The 17332-nt window shown below is 64.8% G+C and carries 19 protein-coding genes; 7 read left to right on the forward strand and 12 right to left on the reverse strand.

The features are described 5' to 3' along the window. Positions 1 to 261 precede the first annotated feature (261 nt). Together obgE and nadD are read left to right on the forward strand one after the other, a co-directional pair. A complete protein-coding gene (gene obgE / locus Q7T26_12470) occupies positions 262 to 1530 on the forward strand; it encodes a GTPase ObgE (protein ID MDO8532955.1) in 1269 nt (422 codons plus the stop codon). Position 1531: 1 nt separating this feature from the next. Then, the gene (gene nadD / locus Q7T26_12475) at positions 1532 to 2170 is read left to right on the forward strand and encodes a nicotinate-nucleotide adenylyltransferase (protein ID MDO8532956.1); all 639 of its coding nucleotides are present in this window, start codon (positions 1532 to 1534) and stop codon (positions 2168 to 2170) included. On the opposite strand, the gene Q7T26_12480 is transcribed toward nadD, so the two are convergent. Further along, positions 2163 to 2918, reverse strand: a complete 756-nt coding sequence (locus Q7T26_12480) for a PIG-L deacetylase family protein (protein ID MDO8532957.1) — start codon at positions 2916 to 2918, stop codon at positions 2163 to 2165. The genes nadD and Q7T26_12480 overlap by 8 nt on opposite strands. A 126-nt stretch (positions 2919 to 3044) precedes the next feature. On the opposite strand from Q7T26_12480, the gene Q7T26_12485 reads away from it, so the two are divergent. Both Q7T26_12485 and Q7T26_12490 read left to right on the forward strand, forming a co-directional pair. After that, the gene (locus tag Q7T26_12485; GenBank protein ID MDO8532958.1) at positions 3045 to 3320 is read left to right on the forward strand and encodes an AbrB/MazE/SpoVT family DNA-binding domain-containing protein; all 276 of its coding nucleotides are present in this window, start codon (positions 3045 to 3047) and stop codon (positions 3318 to 3320) included. Beyond that, a complete protein-coding gene (locus Q7T26_12490; protein ID MDO8532959.1) occupies positions 3317 to 3745 on the forward strand; it encodes a PIN domain-containing protein in 429 nt (142 codons plus the stop codon). The genes Q7T26_12485 and Q7T26_12490 overlap by 4 nt, the downstream gene beginning before the upstream one ends. A 36-nt stretch (positions 3746 to 3781) precedes the next feature. On the opposite strand, the gene gyrB is transcribed toward Q7T26_12490, so the two are convergent. From gyrB to Q7T26_12540, 10 genes are all read right to left on the reverse strand, one after another. Beyond that, the gene (gene gyrB, locus Q7T26_12495) at positions 3782 to 5776 is read right to left on the reverse strand and encodes a DNA topoisomerase (ATP-hydrolyzing) subunit B (protein ID MDO8532960.1); all 1995 of its coding nucleotides are present in this window, start codon (positions 5774 to 5776) and stop codon (positions 3782 to 3784) included. A gap of 4 nt (positions 5777 to 5780) precedes the next feature. Beyond that, positions 5781 to 6764: a hypothetical protein gene (locus tag Q7T26_12500; protein MDO8532961.1), complete on the reverse strand. Its 984-nt coding sequence runs from the start codon at positions 6762 to 6764 to the stop codon at positions 5781 to 5783. 141 nt (positions 6765 to 6905) lie between these two features. Beyond that, on the reverse strand, positions 6906 to 7118 hold the full coding sequence (locus tag Q7T26_12505) for a hypothetical protein (protein MDO8532962.1): 213 nt from the start codon (positions 7116 to 7118) through the stop codon (positions 6906 to 6908). Positions 7119 to 7239: 121 nt separating this feature from the next. Beyond that, entirely contained in the window at positions 7240 to 9234 is a 1995-nt protein-coding gene (locus Q7T26_12510; protein MDO8532963.1) for a hypothetical protein, read from the reverse strand. Further along, complete coding sequence (locus Q7T26_12515; GenBank protein MDO8532964.1) at positions 9235 to 9876, reverse strand: hypothetical protein; 642 nt, start codon at positions 9874 to 9876, stop codon at positions 9235 to 9237. 7 nt (positions 9877 to 9883) lie between these two features. Then, positions 9884 to 10123 carry a hypothetical protein gene (locus Q7T26_12520; GenBank protein MDO8532965.1) on the reverse strand — a complete coding sequence of 80 codons (240 nt, stop codon included), beginning with the start codon at positions 10121 to 10123 and terminating at the stop codon, positions 9884 to 9886. Then, positions 10120 to 10353, reverse strand: coding sequence for a hypothetical protein (locus tag Q7T26_12525; protein ID MDO8532966.1), 234 nt, complete (start codon positions 10351 to 10353; stop codon positions 10120 to 10122). Before Q7T26_12525 ends, Q7T26_12520 begins: the two co-directional genes overlap by 4 nt. A gap of 183 nt (positions 10354 to 10536) precedes the next feature. Further along, complete coding sequence (locus Q7T26_12530) at positions 10537 to 11169, reverse strand: hypothetical protein (GenBank protein MDO8532967.1); 633 nt, start codon at positions 11167 to 11169, stop codon at positions 10537 to 10539. A gap of 91 nt (positions 11170 to 11260) precedes the next feature. Then, positions 11261 to 11641 carry a hypothetical protein gene (locus Q7T26_12535; protein ID MDO8532968.1) on the reverse strand — a complete coding sequence of 127 codons (381 nt, stop codon included), beginning with the start codon at positions 11639 to 11641 and terminating at the stop codon, positions 11261 to 11263. A 105-nt stretch (positions 11642 to 11746) separates the two neighbouring features. Then, on the reverse strand, positions 11747 to 12286 hold the full coding sequence (locus Q7T26_12540; GenBank protein MDO8532969.1) for a hypothetical protein: 540 nt from the start codon (positions 12284 to 12286) through the stop codon (positions 11747 to 11749). 798 nt (positions 12287 to 13084) lie between these two features. On the opposite strand from Q7T26_12540, the gene pyrE reads away from it, so the two are divergent. Beyond that, positions 13085 to 13699 carry an orotate phosphoribosyltransferase gene (gene pyrE / locus Q7T26_12545; protein ID MDO8532970.1) on the forward strand — a complete coding sequence of 205 codons (615 nt, stop codon included), beginning with the start codon at positions 13085 to 13087 and terminating at the stop codon, positions 13697 to 13699. After that, positions 13644 to 13985: a hypothetical protein gene (locus tag Q7T26_12550; protein ID MDO8532971.1), complete on the forward strand. Its 342-nt coding sequence runs from the start codon at positions 13644 to 13646 to the stop codon at positions 13983 to 13985. The genes pyrE and Q7T26_12550 overlap by 56 nt, the downstream gene beginning before the upstream one ends. Before the next feature lie 216 nt (positions 13986 to 14201). Here the strand turns inward: Q7T26_12550 and Q7T26_12555 are convergent, their stop codons facing one another. Beyond that, positions 14202 to 14342, reverse strand: a complete 141-nt coding sequence (locus Q7T26_12555; GenBank protein MDO8532972.1) for a hypothetical protein — start codon at positions 14340 to 14342, stop codon at positions 14202 to 14204. A gap of 501 nt (positions 14343 to 14843) precedes the next feature. Here Q7T26_12555 and Q7T26_12560 point away from each other — a divergent pair. After that, a partial coding sequence (locus Q7T26_12560) for a DEAD/DEAH box helicase family protein (protein MDO8532973.1) occupies positions 14844 to 17332 on the forward strand: 2489 nt, incomplete at its 3' end.

The following is a 17332-nucleotide window of genomic DNA, read 5'->3' on the forward strand; positions in this document are numbered from 1 at the left end:
GCGCTCCCTCACCCGCCCCGTCCACTTGACCTGTGGATAACTGGCTGTTTCCTGGGGATAGCTCGTCGTCGCTGTGGATAACTGGCGTGGAGTTATGAAAAATCTCATGGACTCCCATGTTTCCCCACCGCTTATCGCTGCCCTTCACCTCACCCTCCACCCACTGTCCCTGCCTTGCGGCCCTACGTCCTCCCCATATTTCCTGCTTACTATATACTACGTCTAGAGCACCAAAATCTGTCTGAGGCTTCAAAGGTACTTATGCTTGATAGCGTTGAAATTTATGTACACGCGGGGGATGGGGGTGACGGAGCTATCAGCCTGAGGCATGAGAAGGCTGTGCCGAGGGGAGGACCGGACGGGGGCGATGGAGGAAGAGGTGGGCATGTCTTTCTGCTGGCCGACCCCGGGTTCAACACTCTGGGTGTGTTCCAGCATAAGCGTCAGTGTGAAGCGAGCGAGGGTGGACCTGGACTAGGCCGGGACATGCACGGGAAGAATGGCAAAGACCTCACGATTAGTGTGCCTGTAGGAACAGTGGTTTACAGAGTGCGGCCTGGAGGGGAGCCGGAGATGGTCGTGGACCTGGCCCAGCCTGGCCATGCTGTTCTGCTGGCGCGAGGGGGAGATGGGGGACGCGGCAACGCCCACTTCTCTACAACTAGAGACCACGTGCCGAGGATAGCGGAGGCGGGAGAACGAGGCGAAAGCGGCACGTACGTTCTCGAGCTTAAGCTATTGGCTGATGTGGGCATCATAGGCTTTCCCAATGTCGGGAAGTCGTCTCTGCTGGCGGCGGCGTCCGCGGCGCGGCCCAAGATAGCGAACTATCCGTTCACGACGCTGGAGCCGAACCTGGGCGTCGCAAACGTTGGTTGGCGGACGCTGGTCATGGCGGACATCCCCGGCCTGATTGAGGGGGCGCACGAGGGCAAGGGCCTGGGACATGACTTTCTGCGGCACATCGAGAGGACGCGCCTTCTGGTCCATATCGTGGATGGAGAGTCGCCACATCCGGCCCGCGACGTCGCGGCCGTGAACCGTGAGATGGCGCTGTTCAACAAGGATCTGGGCGAGAGGCGCCAGTTGGTCGTGGTCAACAAGATTGACCTGCCGCACGTCCGCGAGCGGATCCCGCGCCTGCGGGTCTGGCTGCGGCGCTATCAGCCCCTGTTGTTCGTGTCCGCCGCCACCCATGAGGGCGTGGCGGAGTTGATAACAGCCGCCGCGCGTTACCTGGACAGTCTTCCAAAGGCTCCTCCCGCGGCGCCTCTCGTCCGCCGCCAGGCGCTCATTCCGCCACGCACGCGCGAAGTCCCGCAGGTGGTGCAACAGGACGGCGCCTTCATCGTGTGGCACTCCAGGGCGGAGCGGCTCGCCGCGCGCTCGGACACGCATCACCCGCAGGTGCTGGGGCAGCTCTGGGAGCAGTTCCGGCGCATGGGCGTGGTCAAGGCCCTGGAGAGAGCAGGCGCGACGCCGGGCGCGGCCGTCCGGCTGGGCGAGGTCACGCTGCGATGGTGGCTGTAACATGAAGGTCGGCGTGCTGGGCGGCACCTTCGACCCGGTGCACATCGGCCACCTCATCATCGCGGAGGAGGCGCGGGTGCGTCTGGGCCTGGCCAGGGTGCTCTTCGTACCAGCCGGCCGGCCCTGGCTGAAGCCCGCCCGCCGCGTGTCGGCCGCCCGCCACCGTCTGGCGATGGTCCGCCTCGCCATCGCCTCGAACCCCTTCTTCGAGCTCTCGACCGTGGATGTGGACAGGCCCGGCCCTTCCTACACGGTCGACACGCTCGCCGACCTGCGCATCCAGGCGGGGCCACGGGGGACGCTGTACTTCATCATGGGCTACGACGCGCTCCTCGATCTGCCGCGCTGGCATGACCCGGCCCGCCTGGTGCGGATGTGCCGCCTGGTAGTCGTCCGCCGACCGGAATACGGCGACCACGACCTTGCGTTTCTGGACAGAGAGGTGGCGCCGGGGGCGTCACGCAGGGTAACCCTGCTCGACAGGCCGCTCGTCGGCGTCAGCGCGTCGGAGTTGCGCCGGCGGGTCGCGCGCGGCCAGAGCATTCGCTACTGGGCGCCGGACGGCGTGGAGGAGTACATCCGCGAGCACGGTCTGTACCGCGCCCCAGGTGGCAGGAAAACGAGGCGGGCGACTAGGTAGAGGATGACGAGGGCGACAGCAGAGTCGTGTCCCTGCGCTTGCCTCTCGGCCAGGCCCGCACGAAGCACTCCTGCGTCAGGTCCCCGCTCGCCTTCCACTCTTTCGCATGGGCAAGGAACGACCGGGCGTCCTCCTGGCTCTTGTGGCAGGCGATGGCCTTCAGCTTTACATCAAGGAATCGGGAGATATCCACGGCAGCCGTGATCTGGTCGTCCGGGGTGTACATGAGGGAGTCGCCGGAACGGAAGGCCCTGCGCCGACTCTCCGGCAGCGCCACGTAGTAGAGCCGACGCGGGTAGCGATAGCCCTCCCGGCGTCGGACCCGGTGGAACGCGGCGGTCGCCGCGCGGCCCACGGCCACGTGGTCCGGGTGGCGCGTCACGCCGTCCGGGCCGAAGGTCACGACGGCGTAGGGCCGCACCCTGCGAATGACCGCGGCTAATTTCTCCGCGAGATCATTGGGGTCTGCCTTGTCCAGATCGCCGTCCATGTAGCCCAGGAACGAGATATTCTTGACGCCCAGGGCGGCGCAAGCCCTGCGCAGCTCGCCCTCGCGGATGGCGCCGAGCTTCTGGCCGGTGAGCGCGGAGTCCTTCGTGCCGCGCTCGCCCTTCGTGGCGCAGACGAGGTGCACGGGCGTCCCTGCGGCAGCGTACAGAGCGGCGGCGCCGCCGACGCCGAAGCTCTCATCGTCCGGGTGCGCGAAGACGAGGAGAAGGGGTTGGCCGTTGGCTCTGCCGGGTCGCATGCGGGCCATTATACCGTAAGTGGGGCTGGAGCAGGCCAGCAGCCATGTGAGCCACACGAAGTACAACTTGCGCTGTGCAGTATGACTCTTTATGATAACATGTAACACAGGAACAGGAGTTATACCATGCCCGTGGTGGGAACAAAGGGACAGGTCGTCATCAGCAAAGAGATTCGCGAAAAGCTCGGCATCAAGCCGGGCTGGCTGGCGCTGGAGCGCGTGGTGAGCGACCGCGTGGAGATTATCTTCCTGCCGCCGGAGCATGGCCGCTCGCTCGCGGGGGCGCTGGCCAAGTACGTCACAAAGGATATCCCGCGGGGCGAGGAGTGGGAGAAGCTGCGTGAGCGGGCGTGGGCTGAAGCCGCCGCTGGAGCCACGCTTCAACAGGACGACAACCAGTGAGCGGCTTTTTGGACACGAGCGTGGTTATCCGCTATTTCTCCGGCGCTCCGCCCGATCTCGCGGGCGAGGCGGCCCGGATCATAGACAGCGGCGAGCGGCTTTTTCTTACGGACGTCGTCGTGGCGGAGGTCGCGTACGTGATGAGGTCGTTCTATCGCGTTCCGCGCGAGGAGGCCATTGAGGCGCTCATCGGGCTTGTAAGTCGGAACAACATCGCGACGGTGGGCGCTGGCAAGGAAGAGGTGCTGCGCGGTCTCGCTTTTTGCCTGCCGTCGGGCAGAGTCGCGGTCGCGGACGCGATGGTCTGGGCAGCCGCGTGCTCTTCCCGGGACAGGGTGGTGTACTCGTTTGACGAGCGGTTCCCTGCGGACGGCGTGGATGTGCGTCGGAAACGCTCCGAGGCCGAAAAAGAAAAGGGGCCGTAAACCGACGGCCCCTCCTGTCGTAACGTTACCCCCGCGCTACACGTCCAAGTGCTTGACCTGCTTGGCGCGCTCCTCGATGAACAGCTTGCGCTGGGCCACATCCTCGCCCATGAGGTCCTGGAACGTCTTGGCGATGTCCGCCTCGCGGGCCATGTCCCAGTTCACCAGGAGCATGGTGCGCTTTTCCGGGTTCATGGTGGTCTCCCAGAGCTGGTCAGGGTTCATCTCGCCCAGGCCCTTGTACCGCTGGATGGTCACGTTCCGTCTGCTTTCCTTGCCCTTCTCCAGGCCGGCCATGTACGTGTCCTTCTCCTGCTCCGAGTAAGCCCATCGGTGCTCCTTGCCCGCGGCGATGCGGTACAGGGGCGGCTGCGCGATGTACAGGTAGCCCTGTTTGATCAGTTCAGGCATAGTGCGGAAGAAGAAGGTGAGGAGAAGCGTGCGGATGTGCGCCCCGTCCACGTCCGCATCCGTCATGATGATGATGCGGTGGTAGCGGAGCTTGGCCTGGTTGAACGAGTCGCTGCTCTTGGCGCTCTCTTCGCCGTTGCCGTTCCCATTGCTGCTGGCGTCGTTGCCCGACAGGGCCGCGCCCGCGCCCAGGGCGATGACCAGGGCGCGGATCTCCTCGTGGGCTATGATTTTGTCGGCGGGGGCCTTGAGCACGTTCAGTATCTTGCCCTTGAGGGGCAGGATGGCCTGGAAGCGCCGGTCCCGGCCCATCTTGGCGGAGCCGCCGGCGGACTCGCCCTCCACGATGTACAGCTCGCACTTGCTCGGGTCGCGCTCCGAGCAGTCGGCGAGCTTGCCCGGCAGCGTGCCGCCCTCCAGGGCGCCTTTGCGGATGACCAGGTCGCGCGCCTTGCGCGCCGCCTCTCGGGCGCGGGCCGTGGTCATGCACTTGTCAATGACGCGCCGGGCGTCCTGGGGGTGCTCCTCCAGCCACTGGGTGAGGCCGTCCCCCAGCGAAGTCTCGACGATGCCTTTGACCTCCGCGTTGCCCAGCTTTCCCTTCGTCTGCCCCTCGAACTGGGGGTCGTGGAGCTTGACGCTGATGACGGTGACCAGCCCCTCCCGCACATCCTCGCCGGAGAGGTTTCCCAGGTCGTCCTTCAGCAGCTTGTACTTGCGGGCGTAGTCGTTCAGGGAGCGGGTCAGCCCGGCGCGGAAACCCGTCAGGTGGGTGCCGCCGTCCACCGTGTTGATGCAGTTGGCGAAGGTGAGTATCTGCTCGGTGAAACCGGTGTTGTACTGAAGGGCGATCTCCACGGTCGTGCTGTCCAAAACGCGGGAGATGTAGACAGGCCGGGAGTGCAGCGTGGCCTGGGCGCGGTTCATCTGCCGGACGAAGCTGACGATGCCACCCTCGAAGTAAAAGGTGGTCTCACGGTCGCTGCGCTCGTCCCGGAGGTATATCTCCAGTCCCTTGTTCAGATAGGCCGCCTCGCGGAAGCGCTCCGCCAGGATATCAAAGTCGTAGTCAATGGTCTTGAAGATGCCGCTGTCCGCCAGGAAGGTGGTGGTGGTGCCGGTGCCCTCGGCGGGACCCAGCTCCTTGAGCGGCCCGGTGGGCTTGCCGTACGCGTATTCCTGGACGTACAGCTTGCCGTTGCGTCTGACCTCCACGCGCATCCAGGACGACAGGGCGTTGACCACGGAGGCGCCCACGCCGTGGAGGCCGCCGGACACCTTGTACCCCCCGCCCTCGCCGAACTTGGCTCCGGCGTGCAGGATGGTCATGACGGTCTCCAGCGCGGAGAGTCCCGTCTGGGGGTGCTTGTCCACCGGGATGCCGCGGCCGTCGTCCGCCACGCGCACCTTGCCATCCGTGAGGATGGCGACGGTGACGCGCGTGCAGAAGCCCGCCATGGCCTCGTCCACGCTGTTGTCCGCAACCTCGTACACCAGGTGGTGCAGGCCGCGCTGGTCGGTGCTGCCAATGTACATGCCGGGCCGCCGGCGGACCGCCTCCAGCCCTTCCAGGACCTGGATATCGCGGGCTGTGTAGCTTGCGCTCGCGCGTTCTTCCATCAGTTCAAACCCTCCCACTTTGCGAAGCCGGCTCCGGCTGCGCGGAGCGGTCGCGGAAGTAGACGAAGCTGGCCGCGATAAGCCCCGTTGCGATGTATGCATTGCCAGCCGAGGCCAGCAGGACCCAGGGGAAGGCCCCCGGGACCACACGGGACCAGACGATGCCCGTGCCTATGCCGATGATGACGCTCACCAGGATGAGTCCGAGGGCGGACCAGAAGTGCCGGCGGACCGTTTGAAAGCTCTGCCGTATGGCCGGAAAGACGCCCGCGCCAGCGACGAAAATAGCGCCGTCCACAAAGTACAGATAGAACACGGCCCACAGGGCCACCGCGCCGAGCATCGTTATGGCGAAGGCCCCCAGAGGCGGGACAAACCGCATGAACAGGGCGATGACGCCCAGGGTCGGCACGGCGATGGCTACCGATGCGGCCACCAGGACCAGCGTGTAGCCGAGAAGTCGCAGCCCCTGGCGTCCCAGGCCCGCGGCGTACCCCAGCGGCTTGAAGCTGCCCTGCCGTACGTACTGGCCCAGCGCGCCCAGGTACAGGGTGGCCAGCGCGAGGCCGCCCAGAATCAGGCCAAGGCCGGCCACGGCCACGCTCCCCCAGTCGCTGAGCTGGACGGCGGGCTGGTCGGCGACAGGCTCGATCATCCGCGCCGCGCTGGGCACGCGCCACGCGACAAGCATCAGAAGATTCAGGTTTTTACTGGCTCCCCGGAGCTCTTGGACCTGGTCGTCCATCTGTTGAAGCTGCTCGGCGGAGACGCCGGAGGCCGGGTTGGCCGCCACCTGCTGGAGGAGCGCCTTGTAGCCCTCCACCGCCTGCGCCAGCAAGGGCGTGAAAGAGAGTGGCGGAGCGCTCACCAGCGCCACGTCAACCAGGATGGGGATGAGGAGCAGCGCGAGACGCCGGGTCACGATGCCGAACCCCGCGCCGATGGTATCGATGATCCCCGGATACGTTTGCTGACGAGTCTGTTGCACAGGGCAATTGTACCATAGCGCCAGGGGGAAAGTAAAGCTATTCTTCAACGTGGTATTAGACCAAGTCATGGAACCAGTGCTATACATAAGAACGCCGACCCGGAGGGCGGACGATGAAGCGGCGGGAGCGGTAGCGCGGCGTCAGGTGTACACCGCCGCCACGACCGCGTCCTTCGGGTTGCTGTCGCTAAAGAACAGGACGGTGCATTGCCGTCCGGCGACCACCTCGCTGGCGGGGATGTTCCGCGCCACGGGCAGGCCGGTGAGCCAGACGGATAGGCTGCCCGCCATCTGGACTGTGGCCGTGTAGCTCGTCGCGTCAAACGCCTTGATGACTCCGCGCTTCATGTCCATGAGTGGCCTCACCCCTGTATTCCCCTCTCCTCAGGAGAGGGGAAGTGAAAGGAAGACGGGGGACACCCCCGTCATCCCCCGGCTGGAAACCCACGGTTTCCCGCGCCTTCCCGTGACGCCTCTATACTCCGCCCAGAGTGATGCGCTGCGCGTACCGCGCGCGGCGGCCCGACCGCCTGTAGTGCATCTCCAGCCCCAGCACGCGGCGCCGCGCCGCCACAAGCCCCGCGCGCGCGTCCGTCACCTCCACCACGTCGTAGAGCTCTTGGCCGCAGTTGACGGGCACGAGGATGTCCCCGGACACCGCGTCTAACTCCTCCCGGCGCAGCTCCGCGGCGCAGCGCGCCTGCGCCTCCTCCACGGTGGTCAGGTTGCGGTCCTGCACCTGCCGCAGCCGCTCCGGCACGCGTTCCACCTCGTCCCACGCGAAGGACTCGCCCACGACCGTCTGGCCGTACACCTGCACGCGATTGGCGCGGCGGCGCCGGCTGGCGTAGAGGCCCTCCGCGATGGCGTGGTCCGTGCCGTAGGCGTAGTCCGCGGGGTCGCTGGGCTGGGTGTCCCTGACCAGGGCTGTGGCGCCCCGGAAGGAGAGCGTGTCCGGCGCCAGGGCCAGCAGTCGCCGGACGGCGGCGCTGCCCTTCTCGCCGGGGTGCAGCGTGAACGCCGGCGTGAGCGTGGTCAGCGCGCTGCTGCCGCCCGTCACCTGGAGGACCAGCCCGGCGCGGCCCAGCAGGTAGGCGAGGATGTCCTTGACGCTCGCCTCGCCGGAGGCCCAGGCGTACTGGTACCGCGCGACCCACGCATCCAGCAGGCCCCAGGCGTCGCGGGCGTGCAGCGTCAGGCGCGACGCGTCGCCCTCCGCGGCGTGCTCCCACCCCTCGATCCAGAAGCTCAGCCCGGGCGAAACCTCTCGCCCCGCCGACGTCTCGTAACCCGGGCCGACCCGCGCCTCCGCGCCCGCGTCGAGCGCAGCCAGAACGCCGGAGCCGGGGCTGCTGTAGCGGCCGTCGTCGTTGCGCAGCGTCACGCTCAGCGCGCCGCCCGCCGGCCCCTGCGTCATCCGCATCTCCAGCACGTCGTCGGTCAGGTCCAGGGGCTGGGACGAGGTCTGCGCCCGCCAGACGCCGCTCGGCGTCGAGAGCCACCCTTCCGCGGAAGGGCCGTCCAGCGCCAGGGCCGCGCCGTACGAGGATGCCAGATTAAACGGGCCCGGCTCCCGCCACAGGCCCTGCGTGAAGGCGCTGCCGGGGACGAGGTGCGAGAGATTCGGACGGCTGTAGGGCGCCTGGCCGCTGTACGCCTCCACGAAGCTCAGCCGCGGGGGAGACCCCCCGGCCAGAAACGGCGCGCGGAAGCTCACGCCGGCCCCCGCGCTCGCCTGGACGATGACCTTCGGCGATGACCACTCGCCCACCGGATAGGCCGAGCCGTCGCCCAGGACCACCGACCGCAGCCTGGCGTTGCCCGGGCTGTCCACTCCCGCGACGATAAGGCGCCAGTCCCCGTCGTATGCGCACGCCAGCCCCGTGATACTGGAGAAGGTCTCCAGCCAGAGGAAGGGCGTCTCCCAGCCCGCGGCCGTCCGCCGGACGCCCCAGACCCTCGCGGGGGATGTGGTTGCGTACAGCAGCAGGGCGCGGTCGGCGTCCTTGAAGGCGGCGGCCATCCACCGGACGGCGCTGTCGCCGTTCGCCACGTTTAGCGGGCTGCCGAACGTGGCGCCGTAGTCCGCGCTCTCCCGCACGTAGATGGAGTACTGGTTCTGGCCCACGGAGCACAGCGCCACCCTGCTGCCCGCGCTCGCCAGGGCAATGCCGGAGTCGCTGGAGATGTCCGCCACCAGGGTCCACGTCCCGAAGTCAGAGCCGGGGCCGGGCGCAGTCGTCCGCTGGCGGTACAGGCGGTAGTCAGAGGCGCCCACGCGCGCCCGCACCAGCGAGCCGTCCCCGGCAAGAATGGCTGCGTGGTGGAAGTCCGGCTCCGTCCCCGTGTACAGGCGCGACCAGGCCAGGCGCGGCACGCCCGCCCGGGCGTCCACGACCTCCACCCGTGCGTAGGGTACCGAGGACGCGGCCCTCTGCGCGGCCAGGAGTGTCGAGCTGAGCGGACGCATCTAAGGCCCCCAGTCGGTGGACTGGCCCTTCCACGGAAGGGGCGTGGCGGGAGCGTACAGGTGACGGACTCGCAGGGCGTTCTTGCGGCTGTGCTGCGCCAGGCCGCGCAAGAAGGCCGCCATCCGGTCCTGCCCCCAGGCCAGGTAGTTCTGCCAGGTAGTGTCGCCGCCCACGTTGATCCTATTCGTCGCGAAGCTGGCCCATGCCAGGGCGGCGTAGGCGGCGGCCCCCAGCGCCGCCAGTTCCTCCAGCCTGGATGGCAGAGTGGAGGAGCCGGCGTCCAGGGTGTGCAGCTTGCCGTAATAGACCGTCACCTGCCCTCCGGCGGCGGGCACGCCGTCCACCAGAAGCGTCAGCGTCGCCTCCCACTGGCGGAACGGCACGTAGCTTGCCGGATACAGTCCCGCGGGGTACTCGACCGCCTCGATGGCCACCAGCCCGGCCAGCGCCGCAACCGAGATGTCGCGCCCGCCGCCGGACGTGGCGAGTGTGGCCTTGGCTTGCAGCGGCGCGGCGACGCCCACGTCGCGCACCGCGTGGTCAATGTGCCTGTCCAGCTCCGCGTCCGTCCACCGGTAGCTGGAGCTGTCCGTGTCCCGCAGGTCCTGGCGGACCCGCGTCCGCATTTCGCTCAGGTTCATGGCGACCTCACCCCTTGTGTTCCGTCTGCATGGGAGGCGCCAGGGCGATCTCCCCGGTGCGCAGGTCTACCATGGCGTCCGCCAGGGCCAGCCCGTGCGCCTCCTCCAGCGCCAGCAGCAGCCTGCGCAGCGCCACGTGCGCCAGCCGGGCGCGCAGGACTGTCTCCTCCGCGTCCAGGTGCGCTCGACGCAGGCCCGCCAGCTCTCCCGCCGTCAGGGCCGGCGCCACACCCGCCCGCATGCTCACGCCCCCAGCTCCTCGACTTGCACCGCGCCGAACACGTCGTCGTACATGGTCGAAAGCGCGTCCCGCTGGGTCGTGGAGAGCAGCGCCGTCACGTCCTTCGACTCGCTGCGGACCACCTCGGCGCCGGCCAGCACCCGATAGTTGGCCTGGACCGTCACCTGGCCCGCCGTGTCCTTGAAGACGTTGACGCCGCCCCGCTGGACGCTGTCCAGAACGAGTTGCTTTGGCATGTTGTCTCTCCTCCTCGCTCGTGTGGTGTCCCCGAAGTCTGCCGCAATGTCATTGCGAGGCCCGACGAAGGAGGGCCGTGGCAATCTGGGGGCGGTCCATCCCTCTTCCAGATTGCTTCGTCGTCCTTCCGCGAAGGACTCCTCGCAATGACAATTTCGTACGCGTATTTCGGTTACAGGACATTAGGTGAGGGCCAGCGTCCCCGTATAGACCACGCCTCCGCTCTTGACCTTGGCTACCAGCTTCCGCGCGCCGCCGACCTCGGCCAGGTACAGGATGCCCTCGCCATCGTTGCCGGGGTCCAGGTCAGCCGTGCGGAACTTGAAAAAGACGGCCTTCTCCGTGGGATTCAGCGCCACCTGCCAGCTCCCGGAGTCGATGTCGTCCCACGCGTCAATAGGCCCGGCGCAGCGCAGGGCGTCGGCCACCGCCACGGCGCCGCCGTCCGCCGAGCCGGAGTTGTAGAGGCGGGCCTGGCAGTCTATCTTCCCGCCGCCGGGGATGAGTGCGATGTCCCTGCTGCCCGTCGTCCGCATCTCAATTGAGCCGCTGCCGCCCGCCCCCACGTCAACGTACACGTTCGCGTTCTCGCCCTGCACGCGCTCCGCGCGGACCTTGTCCGGCAGGCGCAGCGTGCCTGCGGCGCTTCGGTACAGGGCGGCGTCCCCGCCGAGCAGCAGGCCCTTCGCCGCGGACGTGGCGTCGGGCAGCTTCAGGGAATACCCGCCGTCGGGCGCTTGCACCTCCCGCACCCAGCCCTGGCCGTCTAGCCCCAGGACAGCCGTTTGGTCTTCACCCGCAAGCCGTAGTGGCATACGTACCTCCTTGTGACAGGGTTTAGGGATTGGGGGCTGGGGGTTGGCGATACGCCGCCCCCAAATCCCCAACCCCCAACCTCTAATCCCTTTACGACACCGCGCAGTCCGCGCTCAGGCTGAACGACGTCCCCTGGAACGCAGTCACCTTCAGGAACACGGCGCTCCCGCGCGCCTCCACGGCCAGGGCGTGGCGTCCGGCGGCAGTCAGCGTGCGGGACGCCCCGCCGAACCACTGGCCCAGGCGCGGGTTCCAGAACAGCGCCTGCACGTCCAGGCTCACGATGCCGACGCCCGACAGCGTTATGTCGAAGCGGCACTGCTGGAAGCCCGCGCAGTCCACGGCCCCGGACGCGTCCGCGGGGTCCGCGGCGTCCACCGCCGTCACGTTCTGCCGGTGGACAGCCGGGGCCAGCGGCTCAAAGCAGGGGCCTTTGGGAATACCGTTGGCGTCAATACGCACGTTCGCCATAATCACCTCTCGTGGCTCGTGGTTCGACTGGCTCACCACGAGCGTAAGGTCGCACCCGCTCACCCTGAGCCCGTCGAAGGGCGAGCGGGTCAGACAGTGCGGCTCCTACGGCCGCACGCCGGTGAGCCGCGCCAGCTTCACGCCGCTGAACACCGCCACCGCCACGTACCACTTGACCCGCGTGCGGCTGGCGTCCTTCGTCTCCAGGCTGCCGATGCGCTCCGCCTGCAGCCCGCCCGGCGCGGTCAGGCCGGCCACGGCCCCCTCGCCGAGCTGCAGCGCGTGAATCGTGGAGCAGTCCGCGCTGGAGCCGACGGTCTTCGCGTCGCTTATCCAGTCGTTGACGGCCACGGGGATGCCGTCGTAGTACTGCACCATCTGGCCGAACTGGTTGCGGTCCGTCTCCAGCACCCCGCTGCCGGTGGCGCGGGCCAGCCCGGAGAGCGTCCGGCGGGAGCGGCGACTCATCAGCAGCAGGTGCGGCTTGCCGCCCTTGACCCGGTCAATCAGCTCGTCGAGCTTGTCCAGGGTGAGCGTCGCGCCGTTCGTGCCCATGCTGACCGACTGGCCCGACGGGCACAGCTTATCCACGCCGTCGAAGCTCTTGGCGTCGGCGGACGCGTCGCCGTTCACGAACGTGTCCACTAACCGGACAACTTGACCATACAAACCGGTTGGAAAAAGAAGGGGTGGGCTACACAGCCCACCCCTTCCCCTTTCATTGCCAGTCGTTCACCCTTGGCGCGGCTCCCGATCTCTACATCAGGTCGGTGATGCAGGCGGGTTGTTGTCTCTCCGATTTCCCTTCCAGCGAATGTACTCGAGGAAGGGAAGTAATTCACGCTTCTCAAACTCAGTCAACCTTGCGAACGGGTCAGATGGCCGAGGTTCCTGTCTCAGAGTGTCGACAAAGTCCATCGGTATGCGGTCCACGCACTTCCACATTTCTTTCTCAGGCAATCGGTAGGCACGTGCCCAAGCGCTGAAATGACCGTCCTTCGGCTTCCTCAAGCCCTTTTCCACCAAATAAACGAAATTTGGCTTAACCCCTACGCGCATGGCAATGGACTCCACAGACAAACCACTTGTCTTGCGGCTGTCTTTGAGAAGAGTGCCCAAACCGGCGTAGGTGCGACGCCCAGGCGACTTTCCAGACCTACGACTTTTAGAGGGTGATTCAGGCGGCAGCATGCATGGCACGCCCCTTTTTATACCAGAGGGACAATAACTGCAATGCGGCAGATATTGACAATTATACCATTTGGTATATAATACAGCCACAGTGAGTAGCAACAGATCGCTTCAAGTACCTCACCTGCCTCTTGGCCTCTCCATGTCCTCAAAAAAGCCCACTTACCTTGAACCGCGATGTGCATCCCCTTCGTGCTTTGCAGCCATCAACGAGGAGGTTGTATAATGGTTGCCTGTCAAGGGAGGCGAGAAGTGGGAAAAGAACAACGTAGAGAGAGAATCAAAACGCTGATCGAGAAACTCGCCATGCGGTATGGCGATTTTGTGCTTTCCTCCGGGCAAAAGAGCAAATATTACTTTGACGGTAAGATGGCTACAACCGACCCGGAAGCAGCCACTCTCATAGCCGAAGAAATCTTCGAAGCGCTCCGGAATGTCGACGTCAAAGCTGTTGGCGGATTGACGATTGGCGCTGCGCTGATGGCTCCTGCGATCTCCTTGATAGGTCGCCGTGAAGGGAGACTAATCCCAGCCTTCGTGGTCAGAGATCAGCGCAAAGAACACGGAACCAAGAAGTTCATAGAAGGGTACTTGCCCAAGGGGCCGGAAGCGAAGGTCGCCATCATAGATGACGTAATTACTGGTGGGGGCTCGGTCCTTAAGGCAATCGATAAGGTTGAGGAAGAGGGGTGTGAAGTCGTCAAGGTTATTGTCCTTTTGGACCGGCATCAAGGCGGCAGCGAGGAAGTGAGACGCCGGGGCTACGATTTTGTCGCGATCCTCCACGCGGATTCAATGGGGAGGGTGACCGTTGACGAACCTTCAACAAATTCGCGGCGAACTGCTCAAGGGGTTCTATCTTCGTAATCTGGACGCTTTGGCGCGTCTCTGCAATAAAACGGCAACGGATTCCGCAAGACCGTTGCCGTTTTTTGTTATGCAATGCATATTCCTTAGGGTTGCCGCCGATTGGCGTGAGCGTCCGATGACTCCAGAAGAAGCAAGCCAGTGGAAACAATGGCTGGGGAAACCTCTTGAGGACGTTATCGCAGGACTTGAGAACGGTGCCCCTGAGAATGAGATGTATGACATCTTGAATAAGCTTGTTTCCGCCTACTCGGTTGCTGAGACCTTTTCTTCAAGATTCAGGTAGATGTCAACGACTGTCTAGCCCCTTCCAAATGTGGAAAACGGGGAACCTCTCGGCCCCATGTGTAGTCGCTTGCCTGTCTCTCACTGCCAAGTACTATGAACGCCGAGAAGCAGCGTCCTCTTGCATCTCGGTTGGTCGTTCGCTGTTCGCGAACGTGAACTTCACCAATGTCAATCCACATGCAAGAGAACTGGCGGAATGGGGGGAGTACGCTATTCAGCGCGGGGTCGGCCCGGTCCTCCGCCCTGGGGAGCGGCGTCTGCGCAGGTAGCGCACGAGGAACAGTCCGGAGTCGATGATGACGACGCTCACGTAGGTGATGGAGCGGTCCAGCAGGATAACGGAAAGCGCCGCCATCCCTGCGCCGCCGACTGTCGCGGACCAATCCGCGCCGCTCGGAACGCGCCGTGTCTCTCCTGTCTCCGGCTCTGAGCCGATGTCCAGGGCAGCGAAAGGCGAAGCGGCGAGGCTCGTGGCGCGTCGTCTACCGCCACGGGCATGAAAACAGGGGCGCGCGCCCCCCGCGCGAGCATGGTGCTCCGGCGCACGATCCCGTCGGCCAGCACAAGCAGCACCCGCGCCCGCCACAAGGCACGCGCGGCTCTGTTCGGGGCCTGCCCGTGCAGAGGGCGGCCTGGGCCTATCAGGGGCCTCCCTTGCGATTCCAGGCCACGCGCATCACCATTCGCCCGCATCATTGACACGCGGCCCGTCGCGGCATATAAAGAGGGCGTTACCACGCAACCGGGACTCGGCCCTCTCCGAAAGGGAGTATCCCAGGAGCAAAGCTACAAAACGCTCAAAAAGGTGCACTCCAGAGAGCCTACGTTTGTTCGCATCGGACTAGGGAGAGATAGCGTGGCTAACGAATTCTTTGAGCACCCCATCCTCAACTCCCCCTATGAATACCCGGCACGGCACTGGGAGCTTGATGCCCAGGGCCAGCCAACCCAGCGAATCATTGAGAGTCGCCGCAAGGCGGAGTTCATTACGCCGATTCCTAAACCCAGGAAGCGTAGGGCGGTCGCGGCTCAGCCACAAATGGTATTCGACGAAGGCAAAGGTCTTTCCACCAAGGCTCAGCAATACGATCCCACTTCAAACATCAACGAGGTGCGCCAAAACGTCGACGCGTGGCGAGCGTTGCCCAACCCAAGCCAATGGCAGGTCAGCACGGAGACGGCACGCCTGCTCCAGCACTGGCGGCACCACAAGTTCGGCGGCGTCCGCCCGTTCTTCTGTCAGGTGGAAGCAGTCGAAACTGCTATCTGGCTGACCGAGGTTGCTCCCCAATCCAAGAGTGGCAAACGATTGCTCGACTACCTGGCGAGCGCCAACAAGGACGCCAACCCTGAACTCATGCGCTTTGCGCTGAAACTCGCAACCGGCGCGGGCAAGACCACCGTCATGGCCATGCTCATCGCGTGGCAGACAATCAACGCGGTGCGTCGACCCGGCAGTAAGCACTTCACGCGCGGCTTCCTCGTCGTCACCCCAGGCATCACGATCAAAGACCGTCTTCGCGTCCTCCAGCCAAATGACCCGGACAGCTACTACGCCAGCCGCGAGCTGGTACCAGACGATATGCTGGACGACGTGAACCGCGCCAAGATCGTCATCACCAACTTCCACGCATTCAAGCCCCGCGAGCGCGTCGATCTCTCCGCCGGAGGACGTGCGCTGTTGAAAGGCCGCACCGGCGACGAGCTGAACACCATCGAAACCGAGGGCCAGATGATCCAGCGCGTCATGCCCGACCTCATGGGGATGAAAAACATTCTCGTGTTGAACGACGAGGCCAATCACTGCTACCGCGAAAAGCCCAACACGGACGAAGACGACGATCTAAAAGGCGACGAGAGGAAGGAGGCGGCAAAGAATAGCGAAGCCGCCCGCCTTTGGATTTCCGGCCTCGAAGCCGTCAATCGCAAGCTCGGCCTCGCACGCGTTATCGACCTCTCGGCCACCCCGTTCTTTCTCAGCGGCTCGGGCTATGTCGAGGGCACCTTGTTCCCGTGGACCATGAACGACTTCTCACTCATGGACGCCATCGAATGCGGCATCGTAAAGCTGCCACGCGTTCCTGTCGCCGAGAACATTCCTGGCAACGAGATGCCGATGTATCGGAATCTCTGGGAGAACATCCGCAAGGACATGCCCAAGAAAGGCCGAGGCCAGGGCGAGGAACTCGATCCCCTCAAACTTCCCACCCGACTGCAAACTGCTCTCCAGGCTCTCTACGGCCACTACGAGAAGACCTTCAAGCTGTGGGAAGAAAAGGGCATTCGTGTGCCGCCCTGTTTCATCATCGTCTGCCAGAACACCGCCATCTCGAAACTCGTTTACGACTATGTCTCAGGATTCTTCCAGAAGGATCAAAACGGTCTGCCGAAGCTGGTGAATGGCCGCCTTGACCTCTTCCGTAACTTTGATGAGCACGGCAACCCTTTCGCCCGTCCGAACACCCTGCTTATCGACAGCGAGCAACTCGAATCCGGCGAAGCATTGGACGACAACTTCCGTGGTATGGCCGCAGATGAGATTGAACGCTTCCGTCGCGAGATCGTGGAACGCGGCGGCAAGCTCGCTAATGAACTTCAACAGGGCAAGGAACTCGACGACGTGACGCTTCTCCGCGAGGTGATGAATACTGTCGGCAAGTACGGCCAGTTGGGCGGAGCGATTCGCTGCGTCGTCTCCGTTTCCATGCTCACGGAAGGCTGGGATGCGAATACCGTCACTCACGTCCTCGGCATTCGCGCCTTTGGCACCCAGCTCCTGTGCGAGCAGGTCATTGGGCGCGCGCTCCGCCGCCAGTCCTACGAACTGAACGAAGACGGTCCGGACAAAGGTCTCTTCAATGTCGAATACGCCGATGTTTTCGGCATTCCCTTCGACTTCACGGCCAAGCCGGTCATCGCCCCGCCGCAACCGCCGCGGGAGACGGTTCAGGTCAAAGCCATCCGCCCGGAGCGCGACGCGCTCGAAATCCATTTCCCCCGCGTCGAAGGCTATCGCGTCGAACTGCCCGAAGAACGCCTCACTGCCAGCTTCAACAACGATTCCATTCTCGAACTCAGCCCCGACCTCGTCGGCCCGTCCATCACGCGAAACTCCGGCATCATCGGCGAAGGCGTGGATATGAACTTGGAACATCTGGGAGACATGCGGCCCTCCACGCTGCTCTTCCACGTCACCCAGCGCCTGCTCTACACGAAATGGCGCGACCCCGGCGAGGAGCCGAAGCTCCATCTCTTCGGCCAGCTCAAGCGCATCACCAAGCAGTGGCTCGACACCTGTCTCGTCTGCAAGGGCGGCACCTATCCCGCCCAGCTCAGGTATCAGGA

The sequence above is a fragment of the Dehalococcoidia bacterium genome (assembly GCA_030648205.1).
In the GTDB taxonomy this organism is placed as follows: Bacteria; Chloroflexota; Dehalococcoidia; order JAUSIH01; family JAUSIH01; genus JAUSIH01.